A 17075-nucleotide genomic window follows, 5' to 3' on the forward strand; every position below is an offset into this window, starting at 1 on the left:
AAACGGCAGTCACAAGATCGCACGAGCCCTGATCCCTAGTCCGTGACGAAGGGTGCGTATCCGACCGGGACCTCGCTCACCTGAAGGTCCGAGAAGAGCAAGGTCACGTTGTGCGCGCTGGTTTCCATGCGCACCTCGTGAAATTCGATCCCGAGGGCCTTCGACCAGCGGCGGGTCGCCTCGGACTCAGGAAGGAGTTTGGCTCCTGGGTACAGGGCGTGCCACTTCACCCCCCAGACGTATCCGTCGAGGTCGGCACCCGTTTTGTGGTCGATGAGCCGGTCGTCCAAGGAGACCCGCCAGGTGTCCGCCGGCACTGACGTCTCACACCGGGCCTCGACGCAGTACCGGAAGAGATACCGCAGGTGGGACGGCGCAATGCCGGTTCGGGGATCAGCCGTCGCGTAGATGATGACCTCGTAGTCGCGCATGTAGTTGGTGTATCCGTGGTGCACGACGGCGTGATCGAAGGTCTCGTCCAGCATCTGCTTAAGTACGGCGGTGTCCATGCCGCCCTTCTACCTCACTGGGCAAGACCCTCGGTAACGAGATTCACGGATGCTGGGCGCCGCTGCCTTCAGAGATCGCCCGGACAGTCCTAGTCGTCCCTCTCCATGGCGCGCTTCATCTCCGCGTTCAGCGTGAGGTAGTACGCGGTGCTATGGGTTCGGGTGTAGGAGCAGACCAGGCAGGCGCCGCTGCCGGTCCCCTCGAACTCGGCCGGATAGTCGAGCTTGAAGCTCTCGTACCCGCACACCCCGCAGTCTTCGAGGTCGCAACCCTCCCGGTCTGGATTGTGCTTGGGGTCGGGGTACTCGACGAGCTCGGGAGCCCGCTCGGCGCGGAACTCCGCTTCCTCGTCGCCGAGAAATTCGAGGTACTTCTGCGCCCGGTCCCGCTCGTAGATATCGCGAACCTCGGCCTTGACCCATTGGCCGTCGCTCACCACCTCGGCGATGCGCCTCAGCGCCCGATGCTCGTCCAGGACCAGGAGCGCATCGACGTGGCGTCGCTCCAGCTTTCCCGATCCGCGGCCATGGCGGGCGGCCTGAGTCTTGTCAACGCCGTCGCGCAGGGTCGTCGTGTCGACGCAGACACCGTCCGAGTCGGGATCGGTTCCCGGTATGAGGGAGGTGCCGTCAGGCTGCTCGTCCGCCTTCTCCTTGATGACGCCGAGGAGAGCGGCAGCGGAACGCATCCGTGGCCCCTTCGGCTCGCGCTCTTCGCCGGGCCACTCGGCGGCCACAACGGCGAGGAGCCCGTTGCTCAGGGCCTGATCGAAGATGGCCTCACCCCCGGGGACCTCGTGGTCTCTGTCCAAGACCGCCGAGCAGCGGGCGAACTGGTAGCTGCGCTCTATGTCCATCGAGCGATTATCCCGGCTCGGCTGGCTGGTGCTACCGGCTCTCCCGCAGGCACGGGTTTGGAGAATCGGGTCGGCGGTACGGCGGGCGGCGCGGCGGTGGCCTCGGTGGCGGTGATCTGGGCGCGGTCGTAGAAGGCGGTGATGCCGGCAGCGTCCTGGGCGAAGTCGTCGGCTTGGCCGACTGAAACATCGTGCGACAATCCGCCAGAAAGGGAGGAGCACGCTCCGCTTATCCTCTCGTCGCCCGATCCGACCATGGCGTAGCTCCGTCGTACCCTTTTGGCGGTGACCTCCATACTTCCGGGCACGCCCGCGTTCGGCCAGCCGCCCTACTTCTGGGGCGAACTCGGCCCCTTCTTCAACCCGCCGCCCCAGCAGCTCCCCTGCTGCGGCGTCCATGGCGAGAACCTCGACCTTCGCGACCGCACCGCGGTCGTCGCGGTCCACGAGGCCGGCCACGCCGTCGCCGCCTTCCTCCTCGGCGTCCACGTCGCGGAGATCTCCCTCACCTTCACCGAGGAGGACCGCGCCTGCGGCAAGACCACGAAGGTCGAGGGCGCCAACACCGGCATCGTGTTCGAGCACACGAAGCGGACTGCGCTCACCGTCCTCGCGGCTGGCGTGGCCGCGAACTTCTGGGTCCTGCGGGAGGGTGGTCTCGTCACCCCGGAGCGCCTGTTCTTCGCCGAGCTCGGCGGCTCGGCCGACTGGGCATGGGCCCAGCGCGCCGTACGCGAGAACACCGGCGAGGAGCTCAATCCGGTGGACTACTGGCGGCACTGGGCCATCGCCGACGAGCTACTGGCCGACCACCGCGTAGCGGTCGCGCAAGTGGCCGAGATGGTGATCGCCGGACCCGTATCGGGAGACGAAGCAGCCGCCGCGTGCGGGCTGCTCAACGCCCCGCCGATCAAGCGGCCCACTCCGGCTGTTCAAGGAGAAAAGGCCCCCGGATGAACCCAGCCGCGTCCGGGGCGGACACGAACAGCACCCAGCCGAGCGCCGGCCTCCCGAGTTCCAGGCTTAAGTGCGCGGCGAAAGATAGCCGGAAATCTCCGGTTAGCCTAACTGGGGATTCTCCGGATGATGGCTATTCCACCGCCACTTCCTACCCACCCGTCGAAGGCAGCCCCACGACAAAAAAGCCGAGTGCGCCTTGAAAGGCAGTTGTGCGCGGACGCGTCTATGACGCCATCACGCCGCCGCGTAGCTTGCACGGAACAGGTCATGTGCACGCTCCAAGTCCCGTTCGGTACGCAGCCGTACCTCCATGTCGCCCATTGTGTGATGCCCAAGGCCCGTAACGTCCCCGGTGAAGTCAGGAACGAGGTCAACCTCGGCCGGGTCGAGCGAGAGATACACGTGCACCTTGGTGCGCTGCGGCGGACAGAGGCTCGCAAAGTTCTGTAGCCGGCGGTAAGCGCTGTACTGCTTGCGCTGGACCTTCGTGATCCCGTCGCCGAGACCGAGCAGGACCTCGTCCGCCGCTTTCGCCAGTGCTGCGATCCGCTCGCACCCCGAACGCACCGGTCCGGTGCGCCGCTCCGGCCTGCCCTGTACCGCCCCCCAGCCGTCGCCACGGCCTCAAGGCCGATCAGGAGCGTGCCTGAACACCCTCGACCACAGGTGCAGCGAGAGGCGCAGTTGCTTGGGGGCACATGCAGCGGAAAGCCGCCCTCCCAGCCGGATGTCGTACCGGCTGGGAGGGCGGCTCTCTGCTGCTGACGGTAGGTCAGCTCGGACGTCAGACGTGCGTCAGGCGTGCGTCAGGCGTGCGTCACGTGCATCAGATATGCGTCAAGATATCGCCCGTAACGCATATCACGCACATAACGCACACTCGACAAAGCGGCAGGTCAGCGGCCCTTAGCGGCAGGCTCAAGGATCGCCACGCACTCGACATGGTGGGTCATCGCAAACATGTCAACAGAAAACACGTTAAAGAAAACCGCAGGTCAGCGACCCGCGCGGCGCAAATGGGACTCAAGATCAATGTGCATTACGGGCACTATGGGCCCTACGTGCGCCCCCGTGACGCACACCCGCAGCCCGCCCCGCGAACGCCACCCAGCCCCGGCCCAGGGTGAACAGGGGAGGAGACGGGGCGCGCCCGGGTACTTCGGTGGCGGTGGTTCGCCCTGTCAGCGTGGCTCTGCCGGCCAGCCGAGGGCTTGGAAGACGGCGATGGGGTCGAGGTAGTCGCGCCAGTGGGTCACCTGGCGGTCCTTGATGGTGATCACGGAGACGAAGTGGTTGTCGTAGGCGCGTCCGGTGTGGACCGCCCGTCCGTGCACGGCGTACTCCAGGACGACCACGGACTTGCCGGTGTCGTGGTGCACTGCCAGCTCGTCCGCGCCGGCCAGGACCATCGCGTCGCCGTACCCGCGGTACAGGTCGGCGACGGCGCGCCGTCCCTCGACTCGACGCGGGTAGCCGGGGACGGAGACCACGTACTCGACCACGACGTCCTCGGCCAGGAGATCGAAGAAGTGCTCCCCGTCGACCAGGCCCGCGAGGCCCTCCTGGATGATCCCGAAGAACGGGTCCAGGGCCGCGAAATCCTCGAGGTTCTCGATGACGTTCTCGATGGACATGGTCACACCTCCGCCGTTGCCATCCAGGCGTGGGCGTTGCGCTGCGCGAACTCGCGGAACGTGGTCGCCTTCTGGCCTGTCACCTTCTCGATGTCGTCGTTCGGCGTGGAGCCGTGTCCTGTGATGATGGTGCCGGTCAGCCACCGGAGCATCACTGCGTAGTCGGCGGGCACGATTCCGGCCGCGACGGCGCCGTCGATCCACGCCTCGGGGTCGAGGTCCTGGTGTGTGACGGACTGTCCGGTCACGGCGGTGATGATGTCGGCGACTTCACCGACCGTGAGTGCCTGCGGGCCGGTGGGCGCGTACACGGCCCCGTCGTGTACCTCGGGGGCGAGCAGCGTCTCGGCCGCGACGGCAGCGATGTCGGCCGCGTCCACGAAGGCTTCCGTGCCGCTGCCGGTGGGGACCGTGATCGCACCGTTGATGACGGGCAGGTGGGCGTCGGCGAAGTTCTGCATCACCCAGGCCGGGCGCACGACGGAGTGGGTGATGGTCGTTCGGGCGGCCAGATCGGCTTCGACGGCCTTGATGTCGATCTGCGGCGGCACGTGGTCGGCGCCGTAGGTGCTCAGGTAGGTGACGTGGCGAACCCCGGCGGCCTCGGCGAGGTCGAGGAAGGCCGCGACCTGATCGGCGTACGCGACCCGCATGACGGGCGTGACAAGGTAGAGGCTGTCGACGCCGGCCAGGGCGTCGGCGTGGGTGGCCGGGTTGTCCCAGTCGAACGGTACGGCAGCTCCGTGACGGGCCGCGGTGCGGGCGTTCCGGCCCCGCTCGATGAGCCTCTCGGCCAGGAGCGAGCCGGTGCGGCCGGTGCCGCCGAGAACAAGCGTGGTCTGCGGTGATTCGGTCATGGCTTCATCGTGAGAGATGCCATAGGAGCGGATCAATGCGTGATTCGCTTGTTCTTTTACGTCAAACGCTCTGATTGTTGCCCACGGCGATCGCCCTGCTGATACTGGTCGTATGGACCTACTGCGTGATCACCTCGCGCGGGCTCGCGCCGGCGGCGCGGTGTTCGCCCGTACGGTCGCCGAGCCCCCGTGGGGTTTGCGACTGGCCGGCACGATCCAGCTGTCCTTGCACACCGTCGTCCGGGGACGGGGATGGCTGTGGTTTGACGCCGACGACCCGGGGCGCGCGGTGGAGCTCGTGCCCGGGGAGGTGACCCTCGTACGCGGCGGCATCGACCACTACATCGGCCACGAGCCCGGCACCGATTGCCTCGAACCAGACGAGTTTCGGGCCCGGCACGCCACCGACGGGGAGTCGGACAACCCCGGAGCGACCGTGTTCCTCTGCGGCGCGTACCGGTTCTCCGGCGACATCGGCAACGGGCTGCTCAACGCCCTGCCGCAGGTCCTGACCCTGCAAGCAGCCGTCGGTGATCCGCTGAGGGACGTGATCTCCCTGCTCTCCCACGAGCTCGCCCACCCCGAACCGGGCCAGCCCACCGTGCTCGACCGACTCCTCGACGTCCTCCTGGTCCTCGCCATCCGCAGCGACTTCCGCCGCAGCCCGAACGCCCCCCGCTGGTACCGCGCCTCCGCCGACCCCCGCCTGAGCGCCGTGCTCCAGGCCATGCACGAGGACGCAGGCCGCCCCTGGTCCGTCCCTGAACTCGCAGCGGTCAGCGGTCTGTCCCGGGCCGCCTTCGCACGTACCTTCCACGAGGCGCTCGGCCAGACCCCCATGCAGTACCTGACCGACTGGCGCATGGCCCTCGCACGCGAACAGCTGCGCACGGGCGAACTCGGTATGGCGGGCATCGCGCGGAGCGTCGGCTACAGCTCGCCCTACGCCTTCGCAGCCGCCTTCCGCCGCCATCACGGCGAACCACCCGGTGCTTGGCGTGAGCGAGAGTCCATGCGTGACAGGGAGCCCCAGCCAGGAGGCCCCCACCTCCACTGACGCCCAGAAGCTCCTCCCCGCTGCATGCCTCGGCCGCCACGCCATGATCTGCGGGCCGTTGGGCCGAGGAGCTGCACGACCAACACCACGCGAATGTGGTGCACATCACACTCACGGGTTCGAACTTCGCGCCTTTTCATGCATCCGGTTGATGCCAGTCAACGGACAGCCCGGGAAGACATACCTCCTGCGGCCTCCTTGACGGGTCGCCAGTTCCGTACATCCACACCTGGCCGGCGGGCAACGGGTCCTACGACGACCGGCCGAAGAAGGAGCGTGTCGTGAGCAGTAGCCAGCAGGCGCGGAATGTCGTCCTCGTTCATGGCGGGTTCGTCGACGGATCGGGCTGGAAGGGGGTATACGACGCTCTGCGAACGGACGGCTTCAACGTGAGCGTCGTGCAGAACCCCACTTTCTCGCTCGACGGCGACGTCGCCGCGACCAGGCTGATCCTCGACGGGCAGGAGGGCCCGACCGTCCTGGTCGGCCACTCGTACGGAGGCGCGGTGATCTCCGAGGCCGGCAATCACGAGAAGGTGCGCTCGCTCGTGTACGTCGCGGCGTTCGCGCCGGACAAGGGCGAGTCGGTGAACACGCTCATCGCCGATCCGCCGCCCGGCGCCCCCGTTCCCCCGATCCTGCCGCCGGCCGACGGGTTCCTCTTCCTGGACCGGGAGAAGTTCGCCGACTCCTTCGCCGGCGACCTGCCCGCCGACGAGGCCCGGTTCCTGGCTGACTCCCAGGTGCCGTGGGGAGTCGAGGCGCTGGCCGGCACGGTCACCAGTCCGGCCTGGCGGACCAAGCCGAGCTTCTACCTGGTGGCCACGGACGACCGGATGATCCCGCCGCCCGCCCAGCGGTTCATGGCCGAGCGGGCCGGCGCAACGGTCACCGAGACCGGCGGTAGCCACGCTGTCTACGTCTCCAAGCCCGCCGAGGTGGCCGCGCTCATCAGGAAGGCCGCGTCGGCGGCTGCTTCCTGAAATCCGTCCGCAGTGGGCCCGCGGTCATCACGCGAGGCCGTGGCCCACTGCGGGCGCCATCGCCCACAGTGGAACCCGGCACGCGGTCACTCCGAGGCTGAGCGTCGGCATCTCTCGCAGAAGTCACCGCGCAGTACCCCCACGGCCTCGTCGAGGGGCGACACCGAGCGGAGTACGCCCGGCCACCCGCCAAATGGATTAGTCCGACGCGCCTACCCGCCCCTGCAGCTTCTTGCGTAGGTCGGGTCAGACAGACGACCGTGCCATCCACGTGCTGTGTCGTTTACAGCTCTCAACCGGCGTATTTCCACTGGCAGCCCCGCCGGGCCTGCCGCGGTGGGCTTTACTCTATGGAGCCCGCCTCGTGCGCGAGGGCCGTCGTTCCCGGTCCCGCGCCGGGCCTCGATCATCTGCGTCCGGCCACGGAGGCGTTCAGGCATGGCGATCATGAGCTCGCCCACTGACGAGGAACTGACCCGAAGAGCCCAGGCGGGTGAGACCGGCGCCCTCGGGCTGCTGCTGGCACGCCATCAGGCGCCGATGCGCGCGGTGGCGCTGAGCCTGCTCGGCCACGGTCCCGACGCGGAGGACGCAGTCCAGGATGCAGCGCTGACCGCGCTGCGCCGGATCGGTGATGTACGCGACCCGGCAGCGGTCGGGGCATGGATGCGGGCGATCGTGCGGAACAACGCCCGTATGTTGCTGCGCTCCGCCCGGCGTGAGACACCCGGTCTGGAGGGGCTCGAAAGCTCGAACCTCCACGCCGAAGAGCAGTCGAACCCTGAGCAACTGATCGAGCGGCATGCGATGCGCGACTGGATCGGTGCGGCGCTGGAGGGACTTCCGCCGCAGCTCCGGCTGGTGCTCATGCTGCGGCACTTCAGCGGGATCAGCTCCTACCAGGAGATCGCGGACGCGTGCGAGGTGCCAGTGGGGACCGTACGCAGCCGTCTCCATCAGGCCCGGGGAAAGCTCGCAGAGGTCCTGATGTCGACCGCCGCCCAAGCCCACGACGACGCCGCCATGCTCACGGAGAGCAGTCGAAAGGAAGCCGTGGCTACGCTGGAGGCGTGGGAAGCCGGTGGCCTGCCCTTTGAGATCTCCGAGCTGTGGCCGATGGAGGCCGAAATGGTCGGACGGCTCGGCCGGCCGGGAGAACATGTCCACCCCATCCCGGTCATGCGCCACTATCTGGAGGGCGGTGTACGGCAACACCTGCGCCATGTGGTGGCCGGCCAGGACATCGACATCTGGGAGATGGACGTGACCCACGAGGGTGCCACCCATGTCTGCCCGCCGTCCCTCACGTGGCTCATGTTCCGCCACGACGGACGCGTCCAGAAGCTCAGGGTCGTCTTCCCCCGGCCTCCGCGTGCAGTTCCGACGGCAGGAGGTGCCGAGCCATCGGAACTGTCCTGGCCGGATTGGTGAGTGCTCCCGAGGCCGTTTCCCTGCGGTCGGTGGAGTCGATCACCGCGTCCCTGGACCGTCGCCGCGGCTACCGACGGGTCCCGACTCCTTGCCCCGGGCGCGGGAGCCGCCTGCCCCGAAGGGGCAGGGCGTAAGACACGCGGCGGGTGGCCCGGGCGGGTCAGTGACCGGCAGGGGCGGGCGAGATCTACTGCATGAGGCCGATGATGTCGGGGGCGACCCGCTCCTCGGCGATCCGGTCGCCCTGGAAGCGGTAGACCTCGATGCTTCCGAAGCCGACCTGCCGGCCCGTGGCCTCGATCTGCTGGAACGCGCCCTGGTGCGTTCCCTCGAAGTCGACCAGCACGGTCACCTTGTCACCGACGCCGAAGAGGTCCCGGACGTTGATCTTGAGGTCGGGGAAGGCGTCCTTCATTCCCTGTGCGTCGCAGCAAGGGCAAGGCGGCTTTGGAGGTCCGGCCGGGACGGCGGGATCACCGCACTCCTCAAGCGACTGCTTGACAAGGAAGTCAAGCAGTCGCTTGAGTTCAAGGGTGAGGCCAGAGAAGACGGACCTTCGCCGCGAGGCCGGCCAGCGAACGCGGGACGACCTGTTGATGGCTGCCCTCGAACTGCTCTCCCGGCGCGGGCAGGAAGGCGTGACCCTTCGGGAGATCACCCAGAGCGCCGGAGCCAACGTCTCCGCGGTGAGCTACCACTTCGGTTCCCTGAAGTCGCTGTGCGATGTGGCCATCGAGCACGCCCTGGAGCGTTACCTGGACGCGCAGATCCGGGAGCTCGACGCTCTGGCGGCGAACGCGACGCTGAGCGAGCTGGCCGAGGCGTTCGCACGGCCGATGATGCACGCACTCGGTGCCGGGGGGCGGGATCTGGCCGTGATGCGGACCGTCGCGCGGATGGGGATCGACCCGCCCGAGGGATGGGAGCGGCTGTACGGGAAGTTCGAAGCGGCCCGACGGCAGGCGCTGCGGGTGCTGGCGACGAACCTTCCCGAGGTCGACGAGCAGGAGCTCCTCTTCCGCACCCGCAGCGCGGCCGGGATGCTGAACTGGCTCGCCCTGTCACCCATCGGGTCCGAGCTGGCCGCCCAGCCCGCCGAGCTCGTCGAGCGGAGGATCATCGCCGTGGTAGCCGGCGCGTTCCGGGGAGTCCCGTAGGCGTCCGAGGCCGCCACTCGTACCCCACCTGGCCCGACCTTTCCGAAGAATTCAATCGATCGCTTGACAATCCGCCCACCCGGGAGAAACATTTCAATCAAGGGTTTGATTGGATTCTCTCAGGCGGGAGACACCATGAGCACCGATGCGGAGGCCGTGGTCCGCGCGGCGTACCACGCGGCCGAGGGCAGCGTCCTGGACGTCCAGGGCTTCAAGGACCTCTTCGCGGCGGACGGCGTGTTCAACAACGTCGTCGCCGGCGAGAGCTACCGCGGTGACCACCTGGGCGACCTGGTCGTCTTCATGGGCCGGCTGGCCCCCGACCTGCACCGCGAGCTCCACAGGTTCCACGTCATGGGCGACGTCGTCGCCGTCGAGCTGTCGATCCAGGGCACGTTCACCGGGCCCTTCGAGACCCCCGCCGGCGTCATACAGCCGACCGGCGCCAGGCTCGACGTCCCGACCGCCGACTTCTGGTACGTCGAGGACGGCAAGATCAAGGAATTCAACTGCTACGTCGGCGTGAGTGTGATGCTCGCCCAGCTCGGCGTGCAGCCGGACTTCGCCTCCGCCGTCAACGAGTCGGCCGTCGTGCCGAGCTGACCGAACAGCTCCGGGCCCGCTACACGCTGCCGGACGACGCGCCCTCCCCATGGCCGACCTTCTGGGCAACGCGCCTCAGGCAGAGAGCAGGCGGCCCTGAAACCAAGGACCACAAGAAGGCAGACCAACCATGCTCACCATCGGGATCATTCTCGGCAGCACCCGACCCAACCGCGTCGGCGACCAGGTGGCGCGCTGGGTCCTCGAGCACGCCTCGCGCCGCACCGACGCGCGCTTCGATCTGCTCGACCTGCGCGACCATCCACTCCCCCACCTCGACGAGCCGATGCCGCCCTCGTTCGGTCAGTACCAGAACGAGCACACCCGCCGCTGGGCCGAGACCATCGCCTCGTACGACGGATTCGTCATCGTCACCCCCGAGTACAACCACGGCATCCCCGGCGTCCTGAAGAACGCCCTGGACTTCCTGTACGCCGAGTGGAACAACAAGGCCCTCGGCCTGGTCTCCTACGGCGCCACAGGCGGCACACGGTCCGCCGAACACCTGCGCCTGGTCGCCGCCGAACTCCAGATGGCGGACGTTCGCCAGCAGGTCGTGCTCTCCATGATCACCGAATTCGAGAACTTCACCCTGTTCAAGCCCGGCGACTACAACCTGGGCGCGCTCAACACCATGCTCGACCAGGTCGTCGCCTGGACCACGGCACTCGCACCCCTGCGGACGACCCCAGCCGCCGTGGCCTGAGCGGCCCGCCCGCGATCGGAGCCAGGGAGCAGGGAGCAGGGAGCAGGGAGCCACCATGACCAGATCCCCCGCCGACCTGATGCGAGTCAACCTCCTCGAGGTGTTCAACGAACCCGATCCGGTCCGCCGGGCCGCGGTCATCGCCGAGAACTACGCCGAAGACGTGGTGTGGCACGAACCGGACCGCGTCAACCACGGGCGCACGGAGTTCGTGCGCCGCGCCGCGGAGTTGCTTGCCGAGACCCCGGACTGGGCCTTCCGACCCGCAGGCCCCGCGTCGGGCCTCGACGACATCGGCCACCTCGGTTTCGAGTTCGGCCCGGTCGGCCGGCCTCCGGTGGTAACCGGCATGGACATCGCTCGCACTGACAACGGCGTCATCGTCGAGCTCTACACCATCGTGACGGAGGCCCCGCAGCCGTGATCCAGGACGGCAAGGATCTTCTGCGGAGGCCGAAGCAGCGGCCGCGTCCGCCTGTCCGAACAGCGACAGGTCGACGCCACGATCCACGGCTGCCGGTCGGCTACGCCGGCCACGTGCCTGATGACCTCGGCGCGTTGTCCTTGTCCGGTCCACTGGACGCCCTGGACCAATGCCGTGCTCCGGGCCGGGGGCGGCATCGGCTCATCGACCGCCGCGACCTGGTCTTCGCCCTGGACCGTGCGGCCGAGAAGCAGGTGACGCTGATCTCGGCGCCTGCCGGCAGCGGCAAGACGTCCCTGCTGCGTGCGTGGGCCGACCGCACCGGTCCTCCAGACCGCCGTATTGCCTTCCTGTCCGTACGGCCGGGCCAGAACGAGGCGCAGCTGTTCTGGCTCGCGCTTCTGGACGCGGTTCGCGCCACGTCCGGCGCCGACGGCGAACCACAGGCTGTGACGCCCGGTTTCAGCCCCGGCGCCCTGGTGGAAGAGGTGCGGTCCGAGCTCGCGGTGTCGCGCGGGCCCTTCTTCCTCGTCATCGACGACCTGCACGAACTGACCGCCGACGATGCCACCGAGCAGCTCGCGGACCTGCTGACAAGCCTCCCGCCGAGCGTCCACGCGATCGTGGCCACCCGCCGCGACCCGCCTCTGCGCCTGCACAAGCTGCGGCTGGCCGGGGAGCTGGCCGAGATCCGCGCCGCGGCGCTGCGTTTCACCGAGGACGAGACCCGCGAGCTGCTGGTCGCCGCCGGGATCGCGCTGCCCGACCACGTGGCCGGCATGCTGCATCAGCGGACCGAGGGCTGGGCGGCCGGGCTGCGGCTCGCCGTGCTCTCACTCGCCGGGCACCCGGACCCCGAGCGCTTCGTCGCCGAGTTCTCGGGGAGTCACCGTACGGTCGCCGATTACCTCATGGCCGAGATGCTGGAACGGCAGCCGGCCGACGTGCAGCGGCTGCTGCTGCGCACCTCCCTGCTGGACCGGGTGAACGGCGAACTGGCCGATCTGCTCACCGGTGCAACCGGGTCGGAACGGATCCTGCTGGACCTGGAGGACGCCAACGCGTTCGTGGTGTCCCTCGATCCCGGACGCACCTGGTTCCGCTGTCACCGCCTGTTCGGCGACCTGCTCAGACTGGAACTGCGCCGCACGTCGCCTCAGGACGTACCGAAACTGCACCGGCTCGCCGGGGACTGGTTCGCCGAACACGGCCAGACCGCGGAAGCCGTGCGGCATCTCCAGGCTGCGGGCGACTGGTCCGGGGCGGCCTGTCTGCTCGCCGACCACGCCGTCAGCCTCACTCTCGACGGGCAGGCGGCAACCGTGGCGGCGCTGCTGAGCGCTTTCCCCACGCGTACCGGTGAAGAGTCGCCGGAGCTGGCCCTGGTGCACGGGATCGCCGACCTCAGCCAGAGCCGCCTCGGGGAGGCCCAGGCACACCTGGAGATCGCCAGGTCGTACGCCGCGTCGGCACCGCCCGAGCGGCGGCACCGGCTGCGGACGGCCGTCGCGTCGCTGGAGCTGCTGCTGGCCCGGCTGCAGGGGGACTTCGACGCCGTGTTCGAGCGGTCCGGGGCGTTGCCCTCGTCGGCCTGCGGCCGGTCCCACGCCGAGGTCGCGCTCTCCGGCGACCTCCGGGCCCTCGCGCTGCTCGATCTGGGCGTTGCCGAGGCGTGGTCGCTGCGGCTCGCCGACAGCGAGCGGCACCTCCAGGAGGGTGCCGCGCTCGCCCGCGACATCGGCCGGCCCTATCTTGAGGTCGCCTGCACGGCCCACCTGGGCTTCGCCTCCGGCTTCCGCTCCTTCGCCCTGGTTCGGCAGCGGTGTGAGGAGGCCGTGGCGCTGGCCGCGCGGTACGGCTGGGACGCCGAGCCGGTGATCGCCCCCGCGCAAGCCGCGCTCGCCTGGACGCTGATCTGCACGGGCGAGTTCGAGGACGCAGAACGGTGGCTGGACCGGGCTCGGAACGCCACCAGTGCCGAGGGGGAACCCGGTGTCCGGCTGCTCGTGCGTCTGGTCTCCGCGCTGCTTCTGGCAGCGCGCGGGCAGCACCGCCAGGCGCTGGCCGAGCTGGCCGCAGCCGAGCAGGTGCAGGCGCACATGGTCGGCCGGCATGGACTGTCGCCCCGGGTGGCAGGCTGGAAGATGACCGTGCAGGCCCGTCTCGGGATGGTCGACCGGGCACGGACTGCTCTGGGCGGCCTCGACGGCCGGAAGGCCGCAGCCGGTGAGATTCGCACAGCAGCCGCGTCGATCCGCCTCGCCGAGCGGGACCCCGCTGGCGCCCGCGCAGAGCTCCGGACCGTCTTCGACGGCACCGCCCCCGTCATCTCGCACCTCACCCGGATCGAGGCCCATCTCCTGGAAGCACTTGCCTGCCGCGATCTGAACGACGACCCGGCGGCGTACGCGGCCGTCGAACACGCGCTGGATCTGGCCGAGCCGGACCGGCTTGTCCTGCCGTTCGCGATGACCGGCGCATGGGAACTGCTGGAGGCCCTGCCGCAGGCGAAGACCTCGCACGCCGCCCTCGTCTCCGACATCCTCGACGCCACCCGCGGCAGCGCCCGGGCCAGGACCGCCCGACCGCGCCGGGGGCCGGCCGAGGAACTCAGCCCCAGCGAGCTTCGAGTCCTTCGTTACCTGCCGACGAATCTCACCCGGCCCGAGATCGCCGGAGAGCTGTCGGTCTCGATCAACACCGTCAGCACCCACGTCCGCCGGATCTACTCCAAACTCGGTGCCGGAGACCGGTCCTCGGCCGTACGGCGGGGCCGCGAGCTCGGGTTGCTGTCGAGCGGTCGGCAGTGACTGCCCAGGACCACCGGATTCCGGTGATGACCTCTCACCCGGTGCGTGACGACGATGAACGCATGGGTGACGACCCCGTCCTGTACCAGCTCCGGGTGCGCGGCCACCTCGGTCCCACCCTGCTGACGGCGTTCCCGGCGTTCGTCCCCGAGTTCGTCTCCGAGCGGCGGGGCGCCGAGACCGTGCTCACCGGCCCGGTGCCGGACGCTGCGGCGCTCTACGGCGTCCTCTTCCAATGCGAGGCCCTCGGCCTCGAACTCCTCGACGTGCACAGGGTCCGGCCACTGTTCCGTCAGGAGCCGGCGGACGGGTCCGGGCAGGGCCGGTACCACGTGCTGCCGGACCGCCCTCAACCGATGGGAGACCCTTCATGACTGCCGAGCAGCGACGACAGCTTGACGCGATCCTGCGCCAGTCGGCCATTCCCTCGGACAGCGATGTCGCCGAGCAGCGGAGGCTCCTGCATGCGTTGGCGTCGGCACAGCCTCTGGCCTCGGACGTGGTCGTGACCACGACGGAGCTGGGCGGCGTCCCGACCGTCGAGATCACGGTCGAGGGAATCGCATCGCGGCACGTGGTTCTGTACTTCCACGGCGGTGTCTACGTACTGGGGGACGCGTTCAGCGCCGCCGGCCTGGCCTCGGAGGTCGGCCGACGGGCCGGGGCCAAGGTCTTCTCCGTCGACTACCGGCTCGCACCCGAGCACCCGTTTCCGGCGGCCGTGGACGATGCCCTGTCGGCCTACGAAGCCCTCCTGCGCCGCGGCACCGCCCCTTCCGACGTGGTCTTCGCAGGAGAGTCGGCGGGCGGCGGGCTCTCGGTCGCCACCCTGGTCAACGCCCGCGACCAGGGGTTGCCCCTGCCCGCCGCGGCCTACGCGATGTCACCGTATGCCGACCTCACCCTGGCCGGGGCGACCATCGAGACCAAACGGGAAGTCGACGCAACGCTCAGCCGGGAACTCCTCCAGCCCCGGGTCACGGACTACACGGCAGGCGAGGATCCCGCCCTTGGCCTGATCAGTCCCGTCTTCGCGGTCCTGTCCGGGCTGCCGCCCCTGCTCATCCAGGTCGGCTCCCACGAAGTCCTCCTCGACGACGCCGTACGCCTCGCCCGCCAGGCGGCCACAGCGGACGTGGACGTCACCCTGGACATCACCGCCGGGGTGCCGCACGTCTTCCAGACCTTCCGCCCGCTCCTCGACGAAGCAGACACCGCGCTGAACCGGGCCGGCCAGTTCCTGTCCGCCCACCTGACCGATGCGGACCTGCTCACCGGGTAGCGGGAGACCACCAAGCGCCTCAGGGCGGCCGGACTCGACCGCCCGCGACACAAGGAGACCGGCATGTCGCATGTGCCCGAGACCGCCGACGTGATCGTCGTGGGCGGAGGTTCGGCCGGTGCGGTCCTCGCGGCCCGCTTGAGCCAGGATTCCGCGCGAGCCGTCCTGCTGCTGGAGGCCGGCCGCGTCTACGCGCCCGACGCCTACCCGCCCGCTCTGTTGGACGCCGGCAGGGTCGCCGACCCGGACCACGACTGGGGCTACACCTCGTACGGCAGCGCCGAGCAGCCCGAGCTTCCGACACCGCGGGGCAAGGTGATCGGCGGCAGCTCCGCGGTCAACGCCGGCGTGGCCCTGCGAGCCCGGCCCGTGGACTTCGCCGCATGGGGCGAGCACGGGGTCGAGGGATGGTCCTACGACGACGTGCTCCCGGCGTTCAGACTTCTGGAGAACACCCCTACCGGCGACGACGCCTACCACGGACGCACAGGCCCCCTGCCGATCCGGCAGCGCACCGACGAGGAACTGACGCCCTCCCTGCGAGGCTTCGTCGAGGCATCTGTCGCGCACGGGTTCAAACGAGTGCACGACTTCAACGGCGTCGAGCAGAACGGGACCGACGGCTACCCGTTGAACGTGGTCGACGGAGTCCGGCAGCACACGGCCCTGGTCTACCTGACCGCCGACGTGCGCCGGCGGCCCAACCTCACCATCCGCGGCGACGTGAACATCGACCGCGTACTCTTCGACGGCACGACCGCCACCGGCGTACTCGCCGCGGACGGCACGGTGTACCGGAGCCGTGAGGTGATCCTGTGCGCCGGGGCCTACGGCAGCCCGGCCATCCTGCTGCGGTCCGGCATCGGCCCCTCCGCCGACCTGACCGCGCTGGGCATCCCGGTCGTCGCCGACCTGCCCGTCGGACAGCGCCTCCAGGACCAGCCGGGCTACTACAACGCCTACGCTCTGGCCCCCGGCCACCTGGAATCGGCCCCCGCCGTCGGCTCCCTGCTGTGGACAGCCTCCAGTGAGGCCGTCGGTGGCGAACTGGACCTCCACGTCAGCGCCACCCACCTGATGGACGGATCGCTCAGTCCCACCGGAGGAGCGATCGTCCTGCTGGCCGCCCTCACCCGTCCCGAGTCGACGGGAACGCTGAAGCTGGCCGGCCGGGACCCCGCCCTCGCCCCGCTCATCGACGCCAACTACCTCGGCACCGACCGCGACGCCCGGCGCATGCTGGAAGCAGTCAAACTGGGCCGCGCCATCGCCCGTAACCCGCTCTTCGCACCGTACGTCGCCGCAGAACTCACCCCTGGCGACACGGTCACCGACGACGCCGAACTGGCCCGGATCATCGCCGCCAACCCGGCCGTCTACGGCCACCCCACCTCCACCGCACCCATGGGCGGCCACGCCGACCCGTGGGCCGTGGTCGATTCCGGCGGCGCCGTCAAGGGCGTCAGCGCACTGCGGGTCGCCGACGCGTCCATCATCCCCGAAGTCCCCTCAGCCACCACCAACGTCACCGTCATGATGCTGGCAGAACGCATCTACCAGCGCTTCTACGCCAACTGACCTCCCCGCAACCACACTCGGAAGGTGAGCCGCTGACACTTCAGAATGCGGACGCGCGGCTTCGCCGGCGACTTGATGGAGTGCGAGGATTCCGCAAGGTAGTGCTTGGTGCCGAAGAACTCGCATTCACCTCCCTCCCCCAGGGCGACTACCTCACCCCGTGCGTTGCCCGACGTGGCGAGGGCCCCTGAGCACCCGGGACGCCGCGCCCGATGCCCCGCCGAGCC

General features: G+C 69.2%; 18 protein-coding genes. 12 read left to right on the forward strand and 6 right to left on the reverse strand.

Annotated elements, in window-relative coordinates; translation table 11 throughout:
• Nucleotides 1-35: 35 nt before the first annotated feature.
• A complete protein-coding gene (locus SVTN_RS00695; RefSeq protein WP_041127351.1) occupies nucleotides 36-509 on the reverse strand; it encodes a YxiG-like protein in 474 nt (157 codons plus the stop codon).
• 89 nt (nucleotides 510-598) lie between these two features.
• On the reverse strand, nucleotides 599-1366 hold the full coding sequence (locus SVTN_RS00700; RefSeq protein WP_052498813.1) for a hypothetical protein: 768 nt from the start codon (nucleotides 1364-1366) through the stop codon (nucleotides 599-601).
• Nucleotides 1367-1651: 285 nt separating this feature from the next.
• On the opposite strand from SVTN_RS00700, the gene SVTN_RS00705 reads away from it, so the two are divergent.
• Nucleotides 1652-2323: a zinc metalloprotease gene (locus tag SVTN_RS00705; protein WP_041127352.1), complete on the forward strand. Its 672-nt coding sequence runs from the start codon at nucleotides 1652-1654 to the stop codon at nucleotides 2321-2323.
• 237 nt (nucleotides 2324-2560) lie between these two features.
• On the opposite strand, the gene SVTN_RS00710 is transcribed toward SVTN_RS00705, so the two are convergent.
• From SVTN_RS00710 to SVTN_RS00720, 3 genes are all read right to left on the reverse strand, one after another.
• On the reverse strand, nucleotides 2561-2893 hold the full coding sequence (locus SVTN_RS00710) for a DUF5655 domain-containing protein (RefSeq protein WP_052498814.1): 333 nt from the start codon (nucleotides 2891-2893) through the stop codon (nucleotides 2561-2563).
• A gap of 614 nt (nucleotides 2894-3507) precedes the next feature.
• Nucleotides 3508-3960: a nuclear transport factor 2 family protein gene (locus SVTN_RS00715; RefSeq protein ID WP_052498815.1), complete on the reverse strand. Its 453-nt coding sequence runs from the start codon at nucleotides 3958-3960 to the stop codon at nucleotides 3508-3510.
• 2 nt (nucleotides 3961-3962) lie between these two features.
• A complete protein-coding gene (locus tag SVTN_RS00720; protein WP_041127353.1) occupies nucleotides 3963-4817 on the reverse strand; it encodes an NmrA family NAD(P)-binding protein in 855 nt (284 codons plus the stop codon).
• A gap of 112 nt (nucleotides 4818-4929) precedes the next feature.
• Between SVTN_RS00720 and SVTN_RS00725 the strand changes: the two genes are divergently transcribed.
• From SVTN_RS00725 to SVTN_RS00735, 3 genes are all read left to right on the forward strand, one after another.
• Nucleotides 4930-5874 (forward strand): AraC family transcriptional regulator, encoded by a 945-nt coding sequence (locus SVTN_RS00725; protein WP_041127354.1) that lies wholly within the window; start codon nucleotides 4930-4932, stop codon nucleotides 5872-5874.
• A 281-nt stretch (nucleotides 5875-6155) separates the two neighbouring features.
• Nucleotides 6156-6857, forward strand: coding sequence for an alpha/beta fold hydrolase (locus SVTN_RS00730; protein ID WP_041127355.1), 702 nt, complete (start codon nucleotides 6156-6158; stop codon nucleotides 6855-6857).
• Nucleotides 6858-7295: 438 nt separating this feature from the next.
• Nucleotides 7296-8288, forward strand: coding sequence for an RNA polymerase sigma factor (locus SVTN_RS00735; RefSeq protein ID WP_041127356.1), 993 nt, complete (start codon nucleotides 7296-7298; stop codon nucleotides 8286-8288).
• Between the two features lie 187 nt (nucleotides 8289-8475).
• On the opposite strand, the gene SVTN_RS00740 is transcribed toward SVTN_RS00735, so the two are convergent.
• A complete protein-coding gene (locus SVTN_RS00740; protein WP_245727406.1) occupies nucleotides 8476-8703 on the reverse strand; it encodes an ester cyclase in 228 nt (75 codons plus the stop codon).
• A gap of 181 nt (nucleotides 8704-8884) precedes the next feature.
• Here SVTN_RS00740 and SVTN_RS00745 point away from each other — a divergent pair, with 181 nt between their 5' ends.
• From SVTN_RS00745 to SVTN_RS00780, 8 genes are all read left to right on the forward strand, one after another.
• Nucleotides 8885-9445: a TetR/AcrR family transcriptional regulator gene (locus SVTN_RS00745; protein WP_041133363.1), complete on the forward strand. Its 561-nt coding sequence runs from the start codon at nucleotides 8885-8887 to the stop codon at nucleotides 9443-9445.
• 135 nt (nucleotides 9446-9580) lie between these two features.
• Nucleotides 9581-10048, forward strand: coding sequence for an ester cyclase (locus SVTN_RS00750; RefSeq protein WP_041127357.1), 468 nt, complete (start codon nucleotides 9581-9583; stop codon nucleotides 10046-10048).
• A 130-nt stretch (nucleotides 10049-10178) separates the two neighbouring features.
• Nucleotides 10179-10754 carry an NADPH-dependent FMN reductase gene (locus tag SVTN_RS00755; protein ID WP_041127358.1) on the forward strand — a complete coding sequence of 192 codons (576 nt, stop codon included), beginning with the start codon at nucleotides 10179-10181 and terminating at the stop codon, nucleotides 10752-10754.
• Nucleotides 10755-10809: 55 nt separating this feature from the next.
• A complete protein-coding gene (locus tag SVTN_RS00760) occupies nucleotides 10810-11178 on the forward strand; it encodes a nuclear transport factor 2 family protein (RefSeq protein ID WP_041127359.1) in 369 nt (122 codons plus the stop codon).
• A gap of 113 nt (nucleotides 11179-11291) precedes the next feature.
• The gene (locus SVTN_RS00765; RefSeq protein WP_245727407.1) at nucleotides 11292-13988 is read left to right on the forward strand and encodes a winged helix-turn-helix domain-containing protein; all 2697 of its coding nucleotides are present in this window, start codon (nucleotides 11292-11294) and stop codon (nucleotides 13986-13988) included.
• Nucleotides 13989-14050: 62 nt separating this feature from the next.
• Nucleotides 14051-14362 (forward strand): hypothetical protein, encoded by a 312-nt coding sequence (locus SVTN_RS00770; protein WP_052498816.1) that lies wholly within the window; start codon nucleotides 14051-14053, stop codon nucleotides 14360-14362.
• On the forward strand, nucleotides 14359-15270 hold the full coding sequence (locus SVTN_RS00775; RefSeq protein WP_041127360.1) for an alpha/beta hydrolase: 912 nt from the start codon (nucleotides 14359-14361) through the stop codon (nucleotides 15268-15270). Before SVTN_RS00770 ends, SVTN_RS00775 begins: the two co-directional genes overlap by 4 nt.
• A gap of 63 nt (nucleotides 15271-15333) precedes the next feature.
• Nucleotides 15334-16848, forward strand: a complete 1515-nt coding sequence (locus SVTN_RS00780; protein ID WP_041127361.1) for a GMC family oxidoreductase — start codon at nucleotides 15334-15336, stop codon at nucleotides 16846-16848.
• Nucleotides 16849-17075: the final 227 nt, after the last annotated feature.

Source organism: Streptomyces vietnamensis, assembly GCF_000830005.1.
GTDB lineage: Bacteria > Actinomycetota > Actinomycetes > Streptomycetales > Streptomycetaceae > Streptomyces > Streptomyces vietnamensis.